The following is a 22,193-nucleotide window of genomic DNA, read 5'->3' on the forward strand; positions in this document are numbered from 1 at the left end:
ATCGCGCGGGCCGCGCGCCGGTGACAGGATCGCCGAAAGGCTGGGGATTGCGATGCCGACGCAGGATCAGGCCCGCGTGCCTTTCCGTGCCGGCGCGGCTTTGTTATGTGCGTGCCCGACGGGGCATTCTGGGCTCCGAGGAGTAGAGTGGTGACCGATCGCGTTCAGCCCCCCGGCTTTGCCCAGGCTTCCCTCATGGCGGACCAGACCTCCGGCCTCACCCGCCGGTCGCTGCTCGGCGGCGGGCTGAAGCTGGCCGGCTCGGTCTCCGCGGCCGCTTTGCTGGCCGCCTGTGCCGGCGGCGAGGCGCCGCTCGCCACCGGCCCCCAGGCGGCGCCGACCCCACAGGTCGCCAGCGCCCCCCTGCCCTCCGGCCCGGTGGTGGCGCTGATCCTGCCGCTGGGCGCCCAGGGCAATGCGGCCCTGGCCGGGCAGGCGCTGAAGAATGCCGCCGAGCTGGCCATGGCGGAGATGGGCCAGCCGCCGTTCCAGCTCCTCATCAAGGACGATGCCGGCACCACCCAGGGCGCGCGCACGGCGGCGGAAGCCGCCATCAACGAGGGCGCGCGCATCATCCTCGGGCCGCTGTTCGCCCATGCGGTGGGCGCCGCCGCCCAGGTGGCGCGGCCGCGCGGCGTGCCGGTGGTGGCCTTCTCCACCGATACCAACGTGGCCGGCAACGGCGTCTTCCTGCTGAGCTTCCTGCCGCAGACCGACGTGGACCGCATCATCCGCTTCACCGCCAGCCAGGGGAAGCGCTCGTTCTCGGCGCTGCTGCCGGAGAATGCCTATGGCACCGTGGTGCAGGGCGCGTTCCAGCAGACCGTGGCGGAGACCGGCGGCCGGGTGATGGCGCTGGAGCGCTACACCCCCGCCCGCCTCGCCGACGCGGTGAAGCGGGTGGCGGACGTGGCCGCCCAGACCGACGCCATCTTCATCCCCGATGCCGCCGACAGCGTCACCAACGTGGTGCAGCAGCTCGCCGCCACCGGCATCGACCTGAAGCGCATCCGCCTGCTGGGCACCGGCCTGTGGGACGAGCCGCGCCTGTTCAGCGTGCCGCAGATGGACGGCGCGCAGTTCGCCGCCCCCGACGCCACCGGCTGGCGCTCCTTCTCCGACCGCTACAAGGCGCGCTACGGCTCCGACCCGGTGCGCACGGCGACGCTCGCCTATGACGCGGTGTCGCTGGTGGGCGCGATCGTGCGCACCCAGGGCGCCGAGGGTCTGAACAGCACCACCCTCACCAATCCGTCGGGCTTCGCCGGCGTGGACGGCGCCTTCCGGCTGAAGCTGGACGGCACCAACGAGCGGGCGCTGGCGGTGCTGGAGATCCGCGGCGGCGCGGCCACCGTCATCAGCCCGCCGCCGCGCACCTTCGCCGGCGGCTGAGACCCCGCGCACCGGGATCGCCGGGCCGACGCAGCGTCACAGCTTGGTTTGGCCGCAGAATCCGCTATAGGGTCCGGCGCGTCCCCGCGCTGGCCCCGGGCCACAAGAGCCTGATCCGTTCAGGTTGCATCAACCTGAACGGTGAATCAGTCTCTGAACGTTGGTAGAGAGCGTTTTACCGGCCCGGTTGCCATGCAATGAGGTCCGAACGTGCTCTGGAAGGAAGACAGGTCCATGAAAGTGATTGCACCTCTGGCGGGTCTCATCCTGGCCGTCTCCGGCTTCGCCGCGCTGGCGCAGACCGCGCCGGCGGCCGGCACCGCCCCGGCCACGCCCCCCGCCGCGCAGGCCCAGGCCGCCGACCCGGCCCCCGGCCAGCCGGAAATCGAGATCGCCCGTCCCATCGAGATGATGCTGACCCAGCAGTCGGCCGCCCTCTCCTTCGACGGCAAGGTGCTGACCCTGACCGGCGTGTCGCCCACCACCGCCTTCACCATCGACCGCCCCGAGCGGATCGGCGGCACCATGACCACCGAGCAGTTCGTCAAGATGTGGAACGCCACCGTGGCGACCATGAAGAACGATCCGCCGAACGTCTCCCTCACCACGCTCGGCCCGGTGCCGACCCAGGCCATCGTCGAGCTCGGCGCCGCCAGCCTCTCCGGCACCACGCTGACCTTCAACACCGTGGTGCTCGACGGCGTGCTGCCGCCCACCGGCGAATTGGTGAGCCTGACCTCCGCCCCCACCATCTTCCGGCCCATGCGCGAGGTGCGCGGCTTCCTGAAGTGCTGGTGGAGCCCCTACTGGTCGCAGCGCGTCTGCCGCGCCAACTGGTGAGCTGAAACGGCGCCTGCGGGCGCCGTTTCCACAAAGGCGGGGCTTGCCCCTCGCAATCCCGCCCTTGCGGTGCCATTTTGTTCTCACACCAGAATCGGTGCCCGAGGACGAGACCCGCGATTGCCCATGTTCGTTATCCATGCCCCATGAGAAGCACGGCCTGCCCGCCGACGGCGCGCGCCGTGAGGTTGCCCGCAGCGAGACCGGCCTGAGCGACACCCGCCGCAGCGAGACCGGGGTGGAACGCCCGGCGCTGAAGCCCGGCGGCATCGCCGAGCGGGCGCGCGCGGGCATGGGCCTTCCCACGGGCGCCCCGGCGCGCGCCTCCTATCTCGACGGCCTCAATCCCGAGCAGCGCGACGCGGTGGAAACCCTGGACGGGCCGCTGCTGGTGCTCGCCGGCGCTGGCACCGGCAAGACCCGCGTGCTCACCGCCCGCGTCGCCCACATCCTCTCCCAGGGCCGCGCCTTCCCCTCCCAGATCCTGGTGGTGACCTTCACCAACAAGGCCGCGCGGGAGATGAAGGAGCGCATCCATTCCATGGTCGGCGACGCCGTGGAGGGCATGCCCTGGCTCGGCACCTTTCATTCCATCGGCGTGCGCATCCTGCGCCGGCACTATGAGCTGGTGGGCCTGAAGAGCGGCTTCACCATCCTCGACACCGACGACCAGATCCGACTGCTGAAGCAGTTGCTCGCGGCGGAGCAGATCGACGAGAAGCGCTGGCCCGCCCGCATGCTGGCCGCCGCCATCGACGGCTGGAAGAACCGCGGCCTCTCCCCCGAGCAGGTGCCGGCCGGCGAGGGCTCGGCCTTCGCCCACGGGCGCGGGCAGATGCTCTACGCCGCCTATCAGGCGCGGCTGAAGGCGCTGAACGCGGTGGATTTCGGCGACCTGCTGCTGGAGGGCATCCGCCTGTTCCGCGAGCATCCCGACGTGCTGGCGGACTATCACAAGCGGTTCAAATACCTGCTGGTGGACGAGTATCAGGACACCAACGTCGCCCAGTATCTCTGGCTGCGGCTGCTGGCCCAGGGCTCGAAGAACGTCTGCTGCGTCGGCGACGACGACCAGTCCATCTACGGCTGGCGCGGCGCGGAGGTGGACAACATCCTGCGCTTCGAGAGCGACTTCCCCGGCGCCAAGGTGATCCGGCTGGAGCGCAACTACCGCTCCACCGGCCATATCCTGGCCACCGCCTCGCACCTCATCGCCTTCAACGAGGGGCGCCTCGGCAAGACCCTGTTCTCCGAGGGCGAGGCCGGCGAGCGCGTCTCCGTCACCGGCGCCTGGGATTCGGGCGAGGAAGCCCGCGCCATCGGCGACGAGATCGAGGCGCTGCAACGCGCCGGCCATCCCCTGTCGCAGATCGCCATCCTGGTGCGCGCCTCGTTCCAGATGCGCGAGTTCGAGGACCGCTTCGTCACGCTCGGCCTCAACTACCGCGTCATCGGCGGCCCGCGCTTCTACGAGCGCGCCGAGATCCGCGACGCGCTGGCCTACCTGCGCTGCGTCATCTCCCCCGCCGACGACCTCGCCTTCGAGCGCATCGTCAACGTGCCCAAGCGCGGCATCGGCGACGTGGCGATCAAGCAGATCCGCGATGTCGCCCGCGCCCACGGCGTGCCTCTGATGGAAGCCTCGCGCCTGCTCACCGAGAGCGAGGAGCTGAAGCCCAAGTTGCGCGGCACGCTGCGCGGCCTCGTCCAGTCGTTCGAGCGCTGGCGCGAGCAGGGCGAGACCACCAAGCACACCGAATTGGCCGAGATCGTGCTCGACGAGAGCGGCTACACCGAGATGTGGCAGAAGGACCGCTCGGCGGAAGCCGCCGGCCGGCTGGAGAATCTGAAGGAACTGGTCCGCTCCATGGAGCAGTTCGAGAACCTCTCCGGCTTCCTGGAGCACATTTCCCTGGTGATGGACGTGGACAGCGGCGCCGGCGACGACGCGGTGCAGATCATGACGCTGCACTCCGCCAAGGGCCTGGAGTTCGACACCGTCTTCCTGCCCGGCTGGGAGGAGGGCCTGTTCCCCCACCAGCGGGCGCTGGACGAGCAGGGCAAGGCGGGCCTGGAGGAGGAGCGGCGGCTGGCCTATGTGGGCATCACCCGCGCCCGCGCCTCCGCGCGGGTCTATTTCGCCTCCAACCGGCGCATCCACGGCATGTGGAACTCCACCGTGCCCAGCCGCTTCCTGGACGAATTGCCCGACGCCCATGTGGACGTGCAGGAATCCAAGGGCGGCTTCGGCTGGGGCGGGTCCGCCGGCCAGGGCGGGGGCGGCTATGGCGGCAGCCGGTTCGACAATGCGGCGCCGTTCGCCTCCACCTATGCCACGCCCGGCTGGCAGCGGGCGCAGAATGCCCGCGCGGACAGCCGCGACGCCGGGCCGCGCGGCGGCTTCGGCGCGGCCAACCGGCGCTCCGGCCCCACGGTGATCGAGGGCACGCTGATCGCGTCCTCCACCGGCGCGGCCTCGGCCTTCGATCGCGGCGAGCGGGTCTTCCACATCAAGTTCGGCTATGGCGAGATCACCGGCATCGACGGCAACAAGCTGACGGTGCAGTTCGACAAGGCAGGCGAGAAGCGGGTGCTGGACAGCTTCGTCGAGAAGGTCTGAGCCACCGAAAAGCCGGGGGCGCCCGCCGCAACGGCGGGCTCGCGCAAGCTCGGGGCGGCAGAAAAGCGCAGCCGCACCTGTCGCGGCATCTCCGCGCGGGGTAACATGCGGTTGGCCTGCTGCCGCGCGCGGCCATTTCTGGCTCCGACACCGATTTCCCCGCCCATGTATCTCGGTAATTTCCTGGTGATCGCCGCGCAGATGGCGATCTATTTCGGCGGCATGCTGGCGCTGTTCCGCGCCCGGCGGCTCATCGGCATCGGCGCGTTCTTCTGCGCGCTCGGCACCACCCATTTCCTCGAGACCTACCTGGCCATCTCCTTCTACCTGAAGATGCCGTTCGGCCTCGCGCTGTCGCCCGGTTCGGCCATGCTGTTCTCCGGCAAGATCGCGCTGCTGCTGCTGACCTATATCCGCGAGGACGCGCCGGTCGCGCGCCAGCCGCTCTACGGCATGCTGCTGGGCAATGTGGTGGTGTTCCTGCTGGTGGCGACGCTGGCCATCGGCCACACCCGCCTGCCTTTGCCCATCGCGCTCGACGTGCCGCTGCTGGGCAAATATGCGGTGCTCATGCTGTGGGGCAACCTGCTGCTGTTCGTCGAATGCCTCGGCATGTTCGTGCTCTACGAGCGCCTGGCGCGCGCCTCCCGCCTCGGCCTCTGGCTGCCGGCCTTCATCGCGCTGGTGCTGGCGCTGACCATCGACCAGATCGGCTATTTCACCGCCCTGCACTTCTCCTTCAACATCCCGCTCGCCGCCGGCCTCGGCGGCTGGCTCGGCAAGCTGGCGGCGGCGGCGGTCTTCAGCGGCGTGCTGGCCTGGTACCTGACCCACATCGAGGCCCAGCCCGCCACCGGGCTGCGCGACCCGCACGAGATCTGGCGCGCCATGCGCCCCGGCACGCCGGCCTCCCGCCCGGCCACGCGGCGCTACGATCCGCTCACCGGCACCTTCCATACCTCGCAGTTCGAGCCGATCTGCGACCACCTGCTGTCCGTCACCACGCTGACCGGACGGCCCATGAGCCTGCTGCTGATGCATATCGACGGCCAGGACCCCGCCGCGCCGGACCTGGAGGAGCGCAATGCCGTCGTGCGCCGGGTGGGCGAGGCGCTGGGCGAGGGCATCCGCTCCGGCGACTATGTGGTGCGCTACCACGACAACATCTTCGCCATCCTCACCCCCGGCGCGCCGCACCAGGCCGCCATGCAGGTGGCCGCGCTGCTGCGGCGGGAGACCGAGGCGGTGCTGGGCGCTTCCGAGGGGCCGCCGCACACCCTGAGCATCGGCGTCGCCACCACGCCGCAGGACGGCAGCAGCGTGAGCGCGCTGCTGCGGGCGGCCGAGCAGCGGGTGCAGGAGGCCCGCCGCCTCGGCCCCAATCAGGTGGCCGGCATGTTCAGCGGCTGAGCGGGCTTTCGCGCACCGACGCGCGCATCGGCGTATGATGGCACTGGATATCCGGCGGCGGCTCTGGCACTGACCGTGCAGCCATGCGCCGCGCGACGCGCCCGCTTAAAGTTCGAGGATTGGATGCTGGAAGGTCTGCCGCCCAACGACGCCACCCATGTGATGCGCCTGAGCGCCCCCGAGCGCGAGGCCCGCCGCGTGGCCGACTTCCTGGCCGAGCATTTCGATCCGGCCGAGGTGGCGGTGGCGAATTTCGAGCAGCCGGACGGCGCCTGGGCCATCGAGCTCTATGCCGGCGAGGCGTTCGACGCCGACCTGCTGCGCGAGTTGGTGACCATCGCGGCCGGCCCGGAGATGGCGGCGCAGGTGACGTTCCACGCCATCGAGGAGACCGACTGGGTGGCGGCGAGCCTGGACGGCCTCGCGCCGGTGCGGGTCGGCCCGTTCATCGTCCATGGCAGCCATGACCGCAGCCGGGTGCCGGTGAATGCCATCGGCATCGAGATCGAGGCGGCGCTGGCCTTCGGCACCGGCCACCACGGCACCACGCAGGGCTGCCTCGCCGCCATCGCCGACATGGCCAAGCAGCGCACGCCGGCGCGCATTCTCGATGTGGGAACGGGGACGGGCGTGCTGGCCATCGCCGCGGCGCGGGAGTTCCGCCGGCCGGTGGTGGCGAGCGATCTCGATTGGGTGGCGGTGCGCACGGCGCGGGAGAACGCCCGCTACAACGGCGCGGGCCCGTTCGTGACCCTGCATCTGGCGGCAGGCGTGGACGCGACGAGTGTGCGGGCCTCGGCGCCCTACGACCTGATCCTGGCCAACATCCTGCTGCCGCCGCTGAAGCGGCTGGCGCGCCCGGTGCGGCCGCTGCTGGCCCCCGGCGGATGGCTGGTGCTGTCCGGCCTGCTCCCCAGCCACGCCAATGCGGCGCTGGCGGCATATCGGGCGCAGGGCCTGAAGCTGGTGCGGCGCCGCGACATCGACGGCTGGACCAGCCTTATCCTCTCTGCCACCGGGGCGGCGCCCCGGCGGATCTGACCCCGGGCAATCAGATCAGAGCAGCGGGTAGCGGCCGGGGCGCTGGATGTACTTCAGCACTTCGCGCTCGGCCTGCTCGGTGCGGGCGGCGATGATGGCGTCGAGCACGCGGGCGAAGAAGCCCTTCTTCGGCTCGGCATTCGCCTGAGCGTTCGCCTGGGCGGGCACGTACTTCGGGGTGGTGTAGCTTACGGCGCTCATGATGGCGGCCCTCTTGCACTGCAATATCTGCACTGCAAGATAGTCCGTGTTGCGCCGCAGCAGAATTGATAGGTCAGCATGTCTGACCTGCACGCAGCGCAGACATGCCCGCAAGCTGGGCACAAGCCCGCGCGACGCAGCGCTCGAGCGGCTTTCCCGCTCCGGTCGCGCGCAGACGGTTGCGGCACGCCGCGCCACACGCACCGGCCGGCGGGAAGGCCCGTCCGAACCGGGCGCGCGCTATCCATCAGGGCCGCCCACCGCCCATGCGGCTCAGCCCAGGCGCCTGCTCTATCAACGTGTTAGAGGGCGATTCACCGATCAGATTGAGTCAATCTGATCGGATCGCGCTCTAGCAGCGCGCCCGCATGCCGACGCTGCGGCCGATGCCGTCCGGCGGCGGCAGGGTGGCGTGGGCCGCCCGCATGGCGGCGATCCGCTCCAGCACGTCGTCGGGCATGGTGCGGGCGCGGCGGCTGTCCAGGTCCACGTGCAAAGCGATCTGCTCCGTGGTGGCGGCCACCCAGCCCTCGGTGCCGTGGTGCAGGCTCTCGAACAGGTGCAGCCGCTTGTCGTCATAATCGACCAGCCGCAGGGTGACGCGCACCGGCACACCGGTGGCAAGCTCCCGCAGGTAGCGGGTATGCGTCTCGACCGTGAAGAAGGATGTGTTGCGGCGCGCCAGCGCATGCGGCCCGAACCCGAGCAGGGCCAGCGCCTCGTCGAACGCACGGTCGAACATCAGGCTGTAATAGGCCACGTTGAGATGGCCGTTATAGTCCGTCCAATCCCGCTCGACCGCCATCGTCGAGGAGACGAAGGGCGCGAAGAAGACCGGTTCGAAGTCCGTGGTGTCCAGCATGGGAGAGACCTCCTGTCCCGGAAGGTGCTCGTCAGGCACTCAGTGTGCCGTTACTGGAGGCATCGGTCACTATCGAAGTGGCGTAAGATTGGCTCCGATGCGGAATCGAAAAGCAGATGCCCTCGTCTTTCCGCCCCATTGCGAGACCCGTTTTCACGAGCCTCCCGGCCCGATACACTCGCGCCGGAAATGCCCCCGCCACATATGTTAAGGAATTCTAAATGCTTGGTGCGGCTGCGAAGACCTCCTTCGCAAACGAGGAAACGCTCGGGCAGGCCCTCGCCGAACTCAGTGCCCAGCTTGGTAACAAGGTCGTGATGTCGCGCCCGGTGCGCGAGCAGCATGCCAATGTCACCACCTTCCTGCCCAACGAGCCCGCGGACGCCGTGGTCTTCGCCGCCAGCGTGGAGGACGTGCAGGCCGCCGTGCGCATCTGCGCGGCCCACAAGATCCCGGTCATAGCCTGGGGCGCCGGCACTTCGCTGGAAGGCCATGTGAACGCGCCCTACGGCGGCGTCTGCATCGACCTGTCCGGCCTCAACCGCATCCTCGCCGTGAACACCGAGGACCTCGACTGCGTGATCGAGCCCGGCGTCACCCGCAAGCGGCTCAACGAGGAGCTGCGCGACCAGGGCCTGTTCTTCCCCATCGACCCCGGCGCCGACGCCTCGCTGGGCGGCATGGCCTCCACCCGCGCCTCCGGCACCAATGCCGTGCGCTACGGCACCATGAAGGACAATGTGCTGTCGCTCAAAGTGGTGATGCCCAGCGGCGAGCTGATCACCACCTCCCGCCGCGCCCGCAAGTCCTCCGCCGGCTACGACCTCACCCGCCTGTTCATCGGCGCCGAGGGCACGCTCGGCATCATCGTCGAGATCACGCTGAAGCTCTACGGCATCCCGGAGAGCGTGGTGGCCGGCGTCTGCCCCTTCCCCACCATCTCGGACGCCTGCAACGCGGTGATCCAGACCATCCAGTCCGGCATTCCCGTGGCCCGCATCGAGCTCCTGGACGAGGTGCAGGTGCGCGCCTCCAACGCCTATGCCAAGCTCACCCTGCCCGAGACCCCGCACCTGTTCCTGGAGTTCCACGGCACGGAAGCGGGTGCGGCCGAGCAGGCGGAGCGCTTCGGCGAGATCGCGGCGGACAATGGCGGCGGACCGTTCGCCTTCGCCGGCAAGGCCGAGGACCGCACCAAGCTGTGGCAGGCCCGGCACGACGCCTACTGGTCCGTGCTGCCGCTGCGCCCCGGCGCCAAGGCGGTGGCCACCGACGTCTGCGTGCCGATCTCCCGCCTCGCCGAATGCGTGGAGGCCACCAAGGCCGACATCGTCGAGATGGGCCTCGTCGCCCCCATCGTCGGCCATGTGGGCGACGGTAACTTCCACACCACGCTGATGGTCGACGTCACCGACGAGGCGGACATCGCCAAGGCGGAGGTGTTCATGAAGCGGCTGGTGGAGCGCGCGCTGGCCATGGAGGGCACCTGCACCGGCGAGCACGGGGTCGGCGAGGGCAAGAAGAAGTACCTGCTCGCCGAGCACGGCGCCGGCACGCTGGAGGCCATGCGGTCGATCAAGCACGCGTTCGACCCGCACAACATCATGAACCCCGGCAAGATCCTCTCGATGTAAGGCCCCGCCTCGGGTCCGCCGGGCGCGGCGGACCCGCCATGGACACTGGAATGGGGACAGGCGCGTGCAAGCCATCCTGATCGGCCTCGCCACGGCGGTCATCCTTGCCATCGGCGCCGCCTTCGCGGCGCCGTTCGTCGTGGACTGGACCGCCTGGCGCAGCAGCTTCGAGGCCGAGGCCAGCCGCGTCCTCGGCGTGCCGGTGCTGATCCGCGGCCAGATCGACGCCGACATCCTGCCCACCCCGCACATCGTCCTGCGCAACGTCGCGCTCGGCGCCGACGAGGTCGCCACCGGCGGCACGGTGCGCGAGCTGCGCGCCGACCTCGCCCTCGGCCCGCTCATCCGCGGCGAGGTGGAGGCGAGCCGCGTCACCCTGGTGCGCCCCAGCCTGCGCCTGGTGCTGGACAGCGCCGGCCGCCTCACCGCCCCCACCGGCACCGGCCGCCCCGCCGGCTTCGCCATCGCCCAGATCGCCATCGCCCAGATCGCCATCGAGCAGGGCACGCTCGACATCCTCGACCGCGGCGCCGACCGCAGCCTCCGGCTCTCCGACCTCAACCTCAAGGGCGAGGTGCGCTCCACCCTCGGCCCGTTCCGCCTCGACGGCGACGGCGTGGCGGGCGGCGAGCGCTACGCCCTGCGCACCAGCCTCGGCCGGCTCACCGAGGACGGCGGCCGGCTGCGCCTCATCGCCGACGGCCGCACCCGCCCCTTCTCCATCGATCTCGACGGCCAGATGCGCTTTGCCGGCGGCACGCCGCGCTTCGAAGGCAAGGGCACGCTGGTGCGCCGGGGCGAGGCCGGCGCCGCCGCCGACGCCTGGCGCCTGTCCGCCGCTGTCCGCGCCTCTCCCGAGGCCATCGTCGCCGACACGCTCGACCTCGCCATGGGCGAGGACACCCGCCCGGTGCAGCTCTCCGGCTCGGCCCGGCTGTCGCTCGGCCGCGCGGTGGGCCTCGACGCGGTGCTGAATGCCCGCAGCCTCGATCTCGACGCCTTGCGCCCGGTGCCCGCCGGCGCCGCCCAGGCCCCCGCCGACACGCTGACCGGCCTCCTCGCCGGCTTCGCCGCCCTGCCGGCGCCGGACGTCACCTCGCGCATCGGCATCGCCGTGGACCAGCTCACCGTCGGCGGCACGGTGATCCGCGACGCCCGCGCCGACTTCACCGGCACGGCGGACGGCTGGCGCATCGACACCGGCGAGGCCAAGCTGCCGGGCCAGACCGCCATCCGCCTCTCCGGCATCGCCGCGCGCGGGGCGGCCCAGCCCGCCTTCGGCGGCGACCTCACGCTGACCTCCGAGGACCCCGCCACCTTCCTGCGCTGGGCCGCGCCCCGCGCGGCGCAGGACTATGCCGCCGCCGTGCGGGGCCCGGTGCGCATCGCCGGCCGGATCTCGGCGGATGACGCGCGCTACGCCGTCTCCGGGCTCGACGCCGCCTTCGGCCCCGCCCGCCTGCGCGGCGACGGCGCGCTGAGCTTCACCGCCGGCAAGCCGCCGCAGCTCGACCTTCGGCTCGCCATGGAGGGCGCCGACCTCGACCCGCTGGTCGGCCTCGCCCGGCGCGCCGTCGGCGGCGGCGTGCCGCTCACCGGCCGCGTCTCGCTGGACGGCCAGTCCCTCACTTTGTCCGGCCTGCCGCTGCGCGGCCTCGCCGTCACCGCCGAGGCCACCGGCCAGTCCTGGGCGCTCTCCCGCTTCAGCCTCGACGATCTCGTCGGCCTCAGGATCACCGGCACCGGGCAGATGGACACGGCGGGCGCGGCCCCCACCGGGCGGCTCGGCCTCGCCATCGCCGGCGGCAAGGCGGACGGGCTGGTGCCGCTGGCGCGGCTGGTGGCCGGGCCGGAGGCGGCCGACGCCGTCCAGCGCCTGCTGCCGGTGGCCGCCCCGGTGCAGCTCTCCGCCGCCGCCACCTGGGGCGAGAAGGGCGCCCACGGCCTCACCGCGGAGGGCACGCTCGGCCAGCTTTCCGGCCGCGCCGCCTTCGCCCGCACCGACGGGACGGCACCGAGCCGGGTGGACCTCGCCCTCACCGCCGCCGACGGCGCCAGGGCGCTGGAGGCGGCCGGCCTGCCCGGCCTGCGCCAGGGCCTCGGCCCGGCCCGCATCGACCTTGCCATCGATCCCCGCGCCGACGGCACCGCCGGCTTCGACGGCCGCCTGTCGCTCGGCAATGCGCAGGCCAGCGGCCAGGGCAGCGTGCGCCTCGCGCCCGACGGCGCGCTGCTGCCCACCCTCGACATGCGCCTGGAGGGCCCCGACCTCGCCCGCCTGCTGGCGGCGGCCGGCGCCACGGACGGGGCGGTCCCCGGCAGCCTCACCTTCGCCTTGTCGCGCGCCGGCCCGCTGTGGCGGCTCGAACGGCTGGCGGGCACGCTGGCCGGCGCGCCCGTCGCCGGCGCCCTCGACCTGGAGCCCGGCGCCCTGCCCCGGCTGAGCGGCCGCCTGGAGCTGGACGCCCTCTCGGTCCCCCGGCTGATCGGCCTGTGGAGCGCGCGCAGCGCCGGCCCGGACGTGGGCACCGGCCCGTGGTCGGCGGCGCGCTTCGCCCCCGCCGCGCCCGCGCCCGCCGCCTTCGCGCTGGATCTGACCGCGAAGAAGATCGAGCTGGGCGGGGCCTATGCCGTCGCCGACGGGCACATGCGCATCCTCGCCGACAGCAGCGCCTTCGAAGTCCGCGACCTCGCCGGCACCCTCGGCTCCGGCCATCTGGGCGGCGGGCTGACCCTGCGGCGGCGCGGCGAGATGCTCCAGGCCGACGGGCGGCTATCGCTGGACGCGGTGGAGAGCGGCATCCTCCTCGCGCCGCTCGCCGTGCGCGCCCCGCCGCGCGGGCGGGTGACATTGGTGCTCGACGCCATGGGCACCGGCCGCACGCCGCTGGCCATCGTCCAGGCGCTCTCCGGCCAGGGCACGCTGTCGGTGCAGGAGCTTGAGATTCCCGGCGCCGACCCCCGGGCGCTGGACAGCGTGATGGCCGACACCGCCACCGGCACGCCGCCGGACGAGCGGCGCATCACCGCCATGTATGACCGCGCGCTGGCGCGCGGGCCGCTGCGGCTGGACAGCCTGGAAGGCACCTTCGGCATCGTCAACGGCGTCGCCCGCCTCTCGCCCGCCCGCGCGGTGGTGGGCAACACCAGCATCATGATTTCCGGCAATCTCGACCTCGCCCGACAGGTGCTGGACATCACGCTGGAGCAGGAGGGCCGCGACGCCCCCGGCACCATGCCCGGCGGGGCGATCTCCTGGCGCGGCCCGCTGGCGGTGCCGGAACGCAAGGTGACGTCCACGGCGCTGACCGGCGTCATCTCCATGCGCGCCATCGAGCGCGAGACCAGGCGGCTGGAGGAGCGCCAGGGCCTCGGCGGCGGCGCCCCCGCCCTGGTGCCCGCCACCCCGGCACCAGCACCGGCATCTGCCGCGCCGGCAGCGCAGCCGCCCGCCGCCGCGTCTCCCGCCGCCCCCCCCGTTCCCGCGCCGGCGCCTCTGCCTCAGGTCGTGCCTCAGGCCGCCCCGCAGGTCGCGCCCCAAATCGCGCCCCAAGTCGCGCCCCAGGCCCCGCCCCAGGCCGCGCCTCAAGTCCCGCCTCAGACCCCGCCCGCGCCCCAGCCCGCACCCCAGGCAACGCCCACGCCGCCCGCCGCGCCGATCACGGCGCCGGCCGCGTCAGCTCCGGCGGCGACGCCCGCCCTTCCGGCCGCCCCGATGCCCCTGCCGGCACCGCCGCAGCCGCGCGCCGAGCCGCGCCAGCCGGACTCCCGCCAAGCCAGCCCCCGGCAGGTGGACACACAGGCCGCCCCGCCCTTGCCGCCGCCGGTGGAGATCAGCCCCACGATCCGGCCGCGCGCGGCCCGTCCGGACGCCGACCCGCCGCTGTCGATCGCCCCCGGCGTGGGCGGCTTCGGCACCTTCCCCCGCCCGCCGGGCCTGGTCCCGGACTGAGTCCCGGATTGAAGCTTGCCGGATCGGCACCACGCCTGCCCCGCCACCCGCGCGGCCCCACTCTCTCTCCCGCTCGCGGGGGAGGGCCGGGGTGGGGGCCGCGCGCCAGCGCGGAAACCGCGTCACAGCGCGAACGGCCGGCGACACCGCGCGGCCTCCGGCCGCCGGCGGCGCCCGGCGCAGATGGCTCGCTCCGGCCCCCACCCCCTCCCGCTGCGCGGGAGAGGGAGACATCGGTGGGCGGGCGTCGGTGTGGAGAGGGTGCCGTGTCGGCCGGAGCAGGCGGGCGGGTCCGTCCTGTCCGCCGGACGATCCCCGGAGGCTCAGATCCGTTCCAGCGTCACGTAGCTGAAGGGCAGGTCGTCGCCCGGGCCCTGGAGCGGGCCCTCGCGGTCGCGCTCGCGCCAGACGGCGGGATCGAACGGCGGCAGGCGGACGTCGCCCTCGGGCGCGGCATGCACCTGCGTCAGGTGCACCAGATGGGCCAGCGGCAGGGTGTCGGCGAAGATGCGGCGGCCGCCGATCACCATCACCTCGTCCGCGCCGAGATCCTGCGCCGCAGCCTCGGCCAGGGCCAGGGCCTCCTCCAGGGTGCGGGCCACCCGCACCTCCGGCGGCGGGGCGAAGGCGGGATCGGTGCCCACCACCACCGAGATGCGCCCCGGCAGCGGGCGGCCGATGGATACATAGGTGTGCCGCCCCATCAGGATCGGCTTGCCCAGCGTCAGCGCCTTGAAGCGCTTCAGGTCGGACGGCAGGTGCCAGGGCAGCGCCTGGTCGCGGCCGATGACGCCGTTCTCCGCCACGGCGACGATCTGGGACAAGGGACGCATCACCATACTCCGTCGTTCAGGCCGGCCGCACGACCAGCCATGTTGCGGCCGGTCCGCCGGCCGCAACGCCCGTCCACTTGCCCGGCCCTTCTGGTTGGCCCTTCTGGCCGGTCGTGCCGCGTGCCGGGCCGACGCCTCATGGCGATACAGGCAAAACCACGCCGGCGAAATGTCCGCCTCCCGCAGCCGACGAAAGCCGGACGCCGCCGGCGAGCGTCAGCCAGGCGGGTGCAGCGCCAGCGCCCGCTCCGCCGCCGCGATGCCGGACAGGTGCGCGCCGTGGCAGGTGGAAAAGGCGGTGCGATGAACAGCTTCGCCGGCAAACAGGATCCTGTCGGCCAGCGGCTCGAACAAATGCTCTCGCGCCCCGGCCTGCCCCGGCACGGCGCAGGAATAGCCGCCGCCGATGAAGCGGTCGTTCGCCCACGAGGTGGTGAAGCTGCCGCGCAGCCGGCGGCGCAGGTCCTCGCCGAACACGGCGCAGAGCGCGTCCAGCGCCGCCGCGGTCATGGCCGCCGGGCCCGCCTTGAGCAGATCGCCTCCCGCCGCACCCGCCAGATGGCCGATGGCGGCCGGACGGGCGCCGGGCAGAAGCTGGAACTGGATGGGGCCGCGCCGGGGATCATCCGCGCCCAGCACGCCGAGGCCGGTGCGGTCGGCGAAGCCGAACACGTCGCGGTCGAAGCTGAGCGCCACCTTCTCCGCCACTCCGAGAGGCAGGGCGGCGCAGGCTTCCGCCAATGCCACCGGCAGGGCCGGGAAGAAGCCCAGGCCGCCGTCGGCGATCACCTGGGTGGACACGGTGACGATGACGGCGCGGGCCTTGAGCGTGCCGGCATCGGTCTCCACCCCGACATGCGGGCCGGACCAGTCCAGCCGCCGCACCGGGCAGGCGAGCGTCACCGGCACGTCGGCGCCGGCGGCCCGCACCAGGGCGCCGTAGCCGTCCGTCACCGGCCAGTTGTCGTCAGTGTCCACATAAGCGGCGAAATCCACACACGAGATGCGCTCGGGCTCCTGCGCCGACATCAGCCCGAACCATTGCCGCACCAAGGCGGTCCAGCGCGGATCGCCGTCGCGCTCCGCCAGCGCGGCGGCGGCGGACACGTCCCGCCCGGCACGGCCGGCGGCGCGCACAACGTCGAAGGCGGCGTCCACCTCGGCGCGGGCCGCCGCCTCCTCGGTGGGGTCGGCCCAGCGGGTGCCCAGATGCAGGCGGCGGTTGCCGCGCCCCTCGGTCCGGCGATAGCGGAAGCCGAGCTGGTCGGCGAGGGCGACGAAGGGATTGTCGCGGGCGTGGTGCAGCCAGTGGCAGCCCAGGTCCCAGGGCTGGCCGAGGCTGGCGGTATCGGTGAAGGCACGCCCGCCGGTGCGGCCGGAGGCTTCCAGCACCCGCACATGGGCGCCGGCCGCGTGGAGGGTGCGCGCGGCCGCGAGTCCCGCCGCACCCGCACCCACGACAACGACGTCGAACTCGGCTGTCATGGGCGGCACTTCATGCGGGGGCGGCGGACCGCGCTATTTCTTGCGGAAGACGTCCAGGCGAACCACCTCGGCTCCGCCGGAGGCGGGCGGAGTGCCCTCCTCCCCGTCGCCGGAGGCGGCGGTTTCGGGCTTGCTGGCGCTGATCACCGGCGGCTCGGAGGCGGCGCCGCGCAGCGGGCGGACGGTGCCGGGCAGCGCGGCCGGCGCGGCGGTGTCCTGCGCCCCGTCCAGCTCGGGCTCCTCCTCGGGCGTGCCGAGGTCGAACTGGAGGCCGAACTTCACCGACGGGTCGAAGAAGCCCTTCATGGCGGAGAAGGGGATCAGCAGCTTCTCCGGCACGCCGCCGAACGAGAGCCCCACTTCCAGGGCGTGCTCGGTCACGGTCATGTCCCAGAACTGGTGCTGGAGCACGATGGTCATGTCCTCGGGATACTGCTCGCGCATGCGCTGCGAGAGGCGCACGCCGGGGGCGCGCGTGTCGAAGGACAGATAGAAATGATGATCGCCCGGCAGGCCGTCGCGGGCCACGTCCGTCAGCACGCGGCGGACGACGCCGCGCAGGGCTTCCTGGGCGAGAAGATCGTAGCGGATGTGATCGACCGGCGGCATGGGTCCTGCTGACTCTGTGTCCTGCTGACTGGCAGTCCTGCCGGCTCGGGGGCCTGCCGACTGCTGATCCCGCCGGAGGCTGCGTCGCGATGAAGCAGCGTCCCCAGGCGATGGCGCTGGCCGGCCCCGCCGGTCCCGCTCCGCCGCCGACGCGCGCCAAGCAGGAGGCCCGAGCGGAAACGCCATGCGACAGCCGCGATGCGACAGGGTGTTCCAAATGGGGAATTTCGCCCCATTCCCTTTCCCCCGGAGCCGGCACGCCCCCCGGAGGGAAGTGGAGGCTTCTGTTGCCAGGTGCCTCCGAACCCCGCCTATCCAGTGCTACCCAGTAGGACTTTTATTTCGGTACCTTTACCGCTCACGCGGCAACGGCAACCGGAGCATAGTTGTCATTCGCAACTATAGGTCGGCCCGATATCGGCGGAACCATGCCGAGCGAAAGAAAGCCCTTTACGCCCTCGTCGATCCTGTTTCGCCCCCGCCGGAGCCCAACCCGCGATGCGTCGCCGCGCCGCGTTGTGGGCTTTGGTGGAGGCGCCGGGTACTGCCCCCGGGTCCGAAAGGTTTATTCCGACAACCATTTATCGCCATAGCCGGCTTGCGCCGGCCCGTTGAATATAGGCGGGCGGGGCCGGCGATGAAAGGGGCCGGGCGCGGATAATGGGGACAGCCCCCCGATCTCAGCCGCCGGACAGGGGATGCAGGTCGCGCACCATGCTCTTCAGCCGCTCGTCCAGCACGTGAGTGTAGATCTGCGTGGTGGAAACATCCGCATGGCCGAGCAGGGTCTGGACGATGCGCAGATCGGCGCCATGGGCCAGCAGATGGCTGGCGAAGGCATGGCGCAGCACATGCGGCGACAAGGCTTCGGGCGCCACCCCGGCGGCCACCGCCAGATCCTTCAGTTCCCGCGCGGCGTGCTGCCGCGTCAGGTGGCCGCTCTCCGCCGCCGTCGGGAACAGCCATTTGGAACCGGCCAGCCCCTGCTCGGTGCGCGCCGCCAGATAGGCGGCCATGGCGGCCTTGGCCGGCGTGCTCAAGGGCACCAGCCGCTCCTTGCCGCCCTTGCCCGTCACCACCAGCACCTCCCGCGCCCGGGCGGCGGAGGCCGGCAGGGCGACGAGCTCGGAGACGCGCAGGCCGGTGGCATAGAGCAGCTCGACGAGGCAGACCACGCGCAGGCGGCGCAGCCGCTCGGCCGGCGGGGCGGGCTCGGCGGCGCGGGCCTGGGCGGTGTCGATCAGCCGGCCCACCTCCTCGACGCTGAGCACCTTGGGCAGCGGACGGCCGCGCTTGGGGCCTTCCAGCACGGCGGCCGGATCATCCCCCCGCCGGCCTTCCGCATAGAGGAAACGGTAGAGCTGACGGATGGCCGAGAGGCGGCGCGCCACGGTGGTGGACTTCAGGCCGCGGTCGCTCAGTTCGGCGAGATAAGCGCGGATGTCCGGCGTCTCCGCCTCCGCGACGCCGCGTTCCCGCACCGAGAGGAAATCGGCGAAATCGGCGAGGTCCCGGCCATAGGCGTCCAGCGTGTGGCTGCTCGCCCCGCGCTCCACCGCCTGCATGTCGAGGAAGAGCGCGATGGGGCCGGAGGCGCTCATCGTTGCCCCATCACTTGGCGAAGCGGTCGTTCGGGACCGTGAAGCTGGTGTCACGCTGCACCGGCTGGACCATGGTCGCGAGCGCCCAGACGCCGGCATAACCGAGGCCGGCCAGGATCGCGATAACCAGGAGGAAGCGCAGAAGGCTCGGCACAGTCTATCTTCCGAATCGCGCTGGACGTACTTTCCCGACTGGTCGCACGCCAGGGCTGAGCTTTCAACCGGCATTGCCGGTTCGCCCTGGCGGTGCTACGGGCGGCGCTACATCTCTATGAGCCGAATAACATGACCGGGGCGGAGGAGACGGCGGTGGGTGGTCATTTGGGCCGGAGCAAGGTGGAGGCACAGGGCGCGCCCGTGGCCGACGCTGCCGTGCTGGAGCACCTCGGCCCCCGCTGCATCGTGCTCGTGGGCATGCCGGGCGCGGGGAAATCCTCCGTCGGGCGCCGCCTCGCCAAGCGGCTCGGCCTGCCGTTCATGGACGCGGACGAGGAGATCGAGCGCGCCGCAGGCATGTCGATCCCGGAAATCTTCACCAGCCGGGGCGAAGCCGAATTCCGCGAGGGCGAGAAGCGGGTGATGACCCGCCTGCTCCAGACCGGCCCCTGCGTGCTCGCCACCGGCGGCGGCGCCTTCATGAATGCCGACACCCGCGCCGCCATCGCCCGGCTGGGCGTCTCGGTCTGGCTGAGCGCCGACTTGCCCGTGCTGCTGCGCCGGGTGCGCAAGCGCGCCGACCGGCCGTTGCTCGCCGAGGGCGACCCGGGCGAGAAGCTGGCCGCCCTGCTGGCCGCGCGCGGCGATGTCTATGCCCTCGCCGACATCCGGGTGGAATCGCGCGATACCGCCCATGAGGCGGTGGTGGAGGACGTGCTCCTCGCCATCGCCACCCATTTTCAGCGCAAGGCCGAGGGACAGGCGACGCCCGCCCCTCCCGCATCTTGAGGCCGAGGCTGCGCCCGGCCATCCCCCCGATCAGGACCCGACATGACCGCCTCTCCCGCAGTGCCCGCCCCGTCCCCGCGCCTGGTGCGCGTCGAACTGGGCAGCCGGGCCTATGACATCGCCATCGGCCCCGGCCTGCTGGCCGGCATCGGCGGGCGCATCGCCGCGCTGCGGCCCGGCGCGCGGGTGGCCATCGTCACCGACAGGAACGTGGCCGGGCGCCACCTCGGCACGGTGGAGGCCGCGCTGGCCCAGGCGGGCATCGCCCATTCCGCCATCGTGGTGGAGCCGGGCGAAGCCACCAAGAGCTATGCCGGCCTCCAGCAGGTGACCGAGGGCCTCATCGCCGCCCGCGTCGAGCGGCGCGACCTCGTGCTGGCGCTGGGCGGCGGCGTGGTGGGGGATCTGGCGGGCTTCGCCGCCGCGGTGGTGCGGCGCGGCCTTGATTTCGTGCAGGCGCCGACCACGCTGCTCTCGCAGGTGGATTCCTCCGTCGGCGGCAAGACCGGCATCAACTCGCCCCAGGGCAAGAATCTGATCGGCGCCTTCCACCAGCCGGTCCTGGTGGTCGCCGACACGGCGGCGCTCGATACTTTGCCGGCGCGAGAACTGCGCGCCGGATATGCCGAGGTGGCTAAGTACGGCCTGCTGGGTGACGCCAAGCTGTTCGACTGGCTGGAAGGCGCGTGGCGCGACATCGTCACCGGCGATGCCCAGCGGGTGGAAGCCGTGGCTGCCAGCTGCATGGCGAAGGCGGCCATCGTCGCCCGCGACGAGACCGAGACCGGCGACCGGGCGCTGCTCAACCTCGGCCACACCTTCGGCCATGCGCTGGAGGCGGGCGCAGGCTATTCCCAGCGGCTGCTGCACGGCGAGGCGGTATCCATCGGCATGTGCCTCGCCTTCGCTTATTCCGCGCGTCTTGGTCTCTGTCCCGGTCAAGACGTCGTGCGCGCCCAGCGCCATCTGGCGGCGGTGGGCCTGCCCACCCGCATCGCCGACGTGCCCGGCGACCTGCCGGACACCGACGGCCTGATGACCCTGATCGCGCAGGACAAGAAGGTCTCGCGCGGCCAGCTCACCTTCATCCTGGCCCGCGGCATCGGTGAAGCGTTCGTCGCCAGGGACGTGGACGCGGCGAGCGTGCGCGCCTTCCTGGCGGAGATGCGCGCTGCCTGAGCGCAGTTTGCAGAGATTCGCATCAACCAACGCCCCATTGCCGGACGGGCGGGACATCGCTATTTAGGCGCGCCAAGTCATGACCCGCAGCGAAACCTCTCTGCGGGAAGGGGTCAGGAATGTTTCAGCCGGTCGAGATCCGCGTGTCCGTCCCGCATCGCGCCATGGGTCGAACTCCCATGGGCGCCATGTCCGCGCACGCGACGGCGAAAGCGAAACGCCGCGCGCGAAAATGATGCGGCGGCGCGTGGCGCCCTTCGCCCGCTGACGGTTCGTTCTCCCTGGCAATCCGGTTTTTGAGAGAGGCACGAGCACATGGCTCGGCTGGTCATGAAGTTCGGCGGCACGTCTGTCGCCACCATCGAACGCATCCGCAACGTGGCGCGCCATGTGAAGCGGGAAGTGGACGCCGGCTATCAGGTCGCCGTCGTGGTTTCCGCCATGTCCGGCAAGACCAACGAACTGGTCGGCTGGTGCAAGGAAGCCTCCGCTCTGCACGATGCGCGCGAATATGACGCGGTGGTCGCCTCCGGCGAGCAGGTCACGTCCGGCCTTCTGGCCATCACCCTCCAGTCGATGGGCCTCGATGCCCGCTCCTGGCAGGGCTGGCAGATCCCCATCTCCACCGACGACGCGCACGGCTCCGCCCGCATCCAGGAGATCGACGGCACGGCGCTGAATGCCCGCCTCGATGCCGGCGAGGTGGCGGTGGTGGCCGGCTTCCAGGGCATCCACCTGCCCTCCGGCCGCATCACCACGCTGGGGCGCGGCGGCTCGGACACCAGCGCGGTGGCCATCGCCGCCGCCATCGGCGCCGAGCGCTGCGACATCTATACCGACGTGGACGGCGTCTACACCACCGACCCGCGCGTGGTGCCCAAGGCCCGCCGGCTCGACCGCATCGCCTTCGAGGAGATGCTGGAAATGGCCTCGCTCGGGGCCAAGGTGCTCCAGGTCCGCTCGGTCGAACTCGCCATGGTGCATCAGGTGCGCACCTTCGTGCGCTCCAGCTTCGAGGATCCCGATGCCCCGCACATGGGCACGGTCGAAGCAGCCGGCACCCTCATCTGCGACGAGGAGGAAATCGTGGCAAACCAGATGGAAGCCCGGGTGGTCACGGGCATCGCCTTCGCCAAGGACGAGGCCCAGGTGTCGATCCGCCGCGTGGAGGACAAGCCCGGCATCGCCGCCGCCGTGTTCGTGCCGCTGGCCGACGCGCACATCAATGTGGACATGATCGTGCAGAACGTGTCGGCCGACGGCCGCTACACGGACATCACCTTCACCGTCCCCAGCGCCGATTACGAGCGCGCCAAGAGCGTGCTGGAAAAGGCCCGGGACACCATCGGTTTCGAGACCGTGGAAGGCGCCACCGACGTGACCAAGGTGTCGGTCATCGGCATCGGCATGCGCTCCCACGCCGGCGTCGCCGCCGATGCCTTCCGGGCGCTCGCCGCCAAGGGGATCAACATCCGGGCGATCACCACGTCGGAGATCAAGATCTCCATCCTGATCGATGCGGCCTATACCGAGCTTGCCGTGCGGACTCTCCATTCGCTATACGGGCTGGATAGCTGATGCCTGCCTCG

At 71.8% G+C, this 22,193-nt stretch carries 17 protein-coding genes and 1 other RNA gene; 10 read left to right on the plus strand and 8 right to left on the minus strand.

The window, feature by feature from the left end; all coding sequences use genetic code 11:
* Window positions 1-150 precede the first annotated feature (150 nt).
* The 5 genes from YU1_RS0107095 (at window position 151) to YU1_RS0107115 (ending at window position 7,303) form a co-directional block, all read left to right on the plus strand.
* Entirely contained in the window at window positions 151-1,392 is a 1,242-nt protein-coding gene (locus tag YU1_RS0107095; protein WP_245263252.1) for a penicillin-binding protein activator, read from the plus strand.
* Window positions 1,393-1,626: 234 nt separating this feature from the next.
* Complete coding sequence (locus YU1_RS31820; protein ID WP_029003482.1) at window positions 1,627-2,232, plus strand: hypothetical protein; 606 nt, start codon at window positions 1,627-1,629, stop codon at window positions 2,230-2,232.
* Window positions 2,233-2,524: 292 nt separating this feature from the next.
* Window positions 2,525-4,852: an ATP-dependent helicase gene (locus YU1_RS0107105; protein WP_198018856.1), complete on the plus strand. Its 2,328-nt coding sequence runs from the start codon at window positions 2,525-2,527 to the stop codon at window positions 4,850-4,852.
* 165 nt (window positions 4,853-5,017) lie between these two features.
* The gene (locus tag YU1_RS28355; protein ID WP_051356585.1) at window positions 5,018-6,262 is read left to right on the plus strand and encodes a GGDEF domain-containing protein; all 1,245 of its coding nucleotides are present in this window, start codon (window positions 5,018-5,020) and stop codon (window positions 6,260-6,262) included.
* Window positions 6,263-6,385: 123 nt separating this feature from the next.
* The gene (locus YU1_RS0107115) at window positions 6,386-7,303 is read left to right on the plus strand and encodes a 50S ribosomal protein L11 methyltransferase (protein ID WP_029003484.1); all 918 of its coding nucleotides are present in this window, start codon (window positions 6,386-6,388) and stop codon (window positions 7,301-7,303) included.
* 15 nt (window positions 7,304-7,318) lie between these two features.
* Here YU1_RS0107115 and YU1_RS0107120 read toward each other — a convergent pair whose 3' ends face one another.
* Window positions 7,319-7,504, minus strand: a complete 186-nt coding sequence (locus tag YU1_RS0107120) for a hypothetical protein (protein WP_029003485.1) — start codon at window positions 7,502-7,504, stop codon at window positions 7,319-7,321.
* A 352-nt stretch (window positions 7,505-7,856) separates the two neighbouring features.
* Window positions 7,857-8,366, minus strand: a complete 510-nt coding sequence (locus tag YU1_RS0107125; protein WP_029003486.1) for a thioesterase family protein — start codon at window positions 8,364-8,366, stop codon at window positions 7,857-7,859.
* A gap of 221 nt (window positions 8,367-8,587) precedes the next feature.
* Here YU1_RS0107125 and YU1_RS0107130 point away from each other — a divergent pair, with 221 nt between their 5' ends.
* A complete protein-coding gene (locus YU1_RS0107130) occupies window positions 8,588-10,000 on the plus strand; it encodes an FAD-binding oxidoreductase (protein WP_029003487.1) in 1,413 nt (470 codons plus the stop codon).
* A 64-nt stretch (window positions 10,001-10,064) separates the two neighbouring features.
* Entirely contained in the window at window positions 10,065-13,952 is a 3,888-nt protein-coding gene (locus tag YU1_RS0107135) for an AsmA family protein (RefSeq protein WP_029003488.1), read from the plus strand.
* A gap of 323 nt (window positions 13,953-14,275) precedes the next feature.
* Here YU1_RS0107135 and YU1_RS0107140 read toward each other — a convergent pair whose 3' ends face one another.
* The 6 genes from YU1_RS0107140 to YU1_RS33950 all read right to left on the minus strand — a co-directional run bounded on the left by YU1_RS0107140 (window position 14,276) and on the right by YU1_RS33950 (window position 18,634).
* Window positions 14,276-14,785: a dihydrofolate reductase gene (locus YU1_RS0107140; RefSeq protein ID WP_029003489.1), complete on the minus strand. Its 510-nt coding sequence runs from the start codon at window positions 14,783-14,785 to the stop codon at window positions 14,276-14,278.
* A 216-nt stretch (window positions 14,786-15,001) separates the two neighbouring features.
* Window positions 15,002-16,270 (minus strand): flavin monoamine oxidase family protein, encoded by a 1,269-nt coding sequence (locus YU1_RS0107145; RefSeq protein WP_035714262.1) that lies wholly within the window; start codon window positions 16,268-16,270, stop codon window positions 15,002-15,004.
* A gap of 33 nt (window positions 16,271-16,303) precedes the next feature.
* On the minus strand, window positions 16,304-16,879 hold the full coding sequence (locus tag YU1_RS0107150) for an SspB family protein (RefSeq protein WP_029003491.1): 576 nt from the start codon (window positions 16,877-16,879) through the stop codon (window positions 16,304-16,306).
* Between the two features lie 273 nt (window positions 16,880-17,152).
* Window positions 17,153-17,526, minus strand: a transfer-messenger RNA (tmRNA) gene (ssrA, locus tag YU1_RS32575).
* Window positions 17,527-17,559: 33 nt separating this feature from the next.
* Window positions 17,560-18,480 carry a site-specific tyrosine recombinase XerD gene (locus YU1_RS0107155; protein WP_029003492.1) on the minus strand — a complete coding sequence of 307 codons (921 nt, stop codon included), beginning with the start codon at window positions 18,478-18,480 and terminating at the stop codon, window positions 17,560-17,562.
* Between the two features lie 10 nt (window positions 18,481-18,490).
* A complete protein-coding gene (locus tag YU1_RS33950; protein WP_029003493.1) occupies window positions 18,491-18,634 on the minus strand; it encodes a hypothetical protein in 144 nt (47 codons plus the stop codon).
* Window positions 18,635-18,765: 131 nt separating this feature from the next.
* Between YU1_RS33950 and YU1_RS0107165 the strand changes: the two genes are divergently transcribed.
* The 3 genes from YU1_RS0107165 to YU1_RS0107175 all read left to right on the plus strand — a co-directional run bounded on the left by YU1_RS0107165 (window position 18,766) and on the right by YU1_RS0107175 (window position 22,182).
* Complete coding sequence (locus YU1_RS0107165) at window positions 18,766-19,425, plus strand: shikimate kinase (protein WP_029003494.1); 660 nt, start codon at window positions 18,766-18,768, stop codon at window positions 19,423-19,425.
* 42 nt (window positions 19,426-19,467) lie between these two features.
* Window positions 19,468-20,604, plus strand: coding sequence for a 3-dehydroquinate synthase (gene aroB / locus YU1_RS0107170; RefSeq protein WP_029003495.1), 1,137 nt, complete (start codon window positions 19,468-19,470; stop codon window positions 20,602-20,604).
* A gap of 315 nt (window positions 20,605-20,919) precedes the next feature.
* Window positions 20,920-22,182, plus strand: coding sequence for an aspartate kinase (locus YU1_RS0107175; protein WP_029003496.1), 1,263 nt, complete (start codon window positions 20,920-20,922; stop codon window positions 22,180-22,182).
* Window positions 22,183-22,193: the final 11 nt, after the last annotated feature.

It is taken from the genome of Azorhizobium doebereinerae UFLA1-100 (genome assembly GCF_000473085.1).
In the GTDB taxonomy this organism is placed as follows: Bacteria; Pseudomonadota; Alphaproteobacteria; order Rhizobiales; family Xanthobacteraceae; genus Azorhizobium; species Azorhizobium doebereinerae.

Coding starts and splice junctions, on each gene's coding strand:
- YU1_RS31820 (WP_029003482.1), top strand. CDS start 1,627: ATGAAAGTGATTGCACCTCTGGCGGGTCTCATCCTGGCCGTCTCCGGC.
- YU1_RS0107155 (WP_029003492.1), bottom strand. CDS start 18,480: ATGAGCGCCTCCGGCCCCATCGCGCTCTTCCTCGACATGCAGGCGGTG.
- YU1_RS28355 (WP_051356585.1), top strand. CDS start 5,018: ATGTATCTCGGTAATTTCCTGGTGATCGCCGCGCAGATGGCGATCTAT.
- aroB (WP_029003495.1), top strand. CDS start 19,468: ATGACCGCCTCTCCCGCAGTGCCCGCCCCGTCCCCGCGCCTGGTGCGC.
- YU1_RS0107120 (WP_029003485.1), bottom strand. CDS start 7,504: ATGAGCGCCGTAAGCTACACCACCCCGAAGTACGTGCCCGCCCAGGCG.
- YU1_RS0107140 (WP_029003489.1), bottom strand. CDS start 14,785: ATGCGTCCCTTGTCCCAGATCGTCGCCGTGGCGGAGAACGGCGTCATC.
- YU1_RS0107115 (WP_029003484.1), top strand. CDS start 6,386: ATGCTGGAAGGTCTGCCGCCCAACGACGCCACCCATGTGATGCGCCTG.
- YU1_RS0107130 (WP_029003487.1), top strand. CDS start 8,588: ATGCTTGGTGCGGCTGCGAAGACCTCCTTCGCAAACGAGGAAACGCTC.
- YU1_RS0107150 (WP_029003491.1), bottom strand. CDS start 16,879: ATGCCGCCGGTCGATCACATCCGCTACGATCTTCTCGCCCAGGAAGCC.
- YU1_RS0107175 (WP_029003496.1), top strand. CDS start 20,920: ATGGCTCGGCTGGTCATGAAGTTCGGCGGCACGTCTGTCGCCACCATC.
- YU1_RS0107105 (WP_198018856.1), top strand. CDS start 2,525: ATGGGCCTTCCCACGGGCGCCCCGGCGCGCGCCTCCTATCTCGACGGC.
- YU1_RS0107125 (WP_029003486.1), bottom strand. CDS start 8,366: ATGCTGGACACCACGGACTTCGAACCGGTCTTCTTCGCGCCCTTCGTC.
- YU1_RS0107145 (WP_035714262.1), bottom strand. CDS start 16,270: ATGACAGCCGAGTTCGACGTCGTTGTCGTGGGTGCGGGTGCGGCGGGA.
- YU1_RS0107165 (WP_029003494.1), top strand. CDS start 18,766: ATGACCGGGGCGGAGGAGACGGCGGTGGGTGGTCATTTGGGCCGGAGC.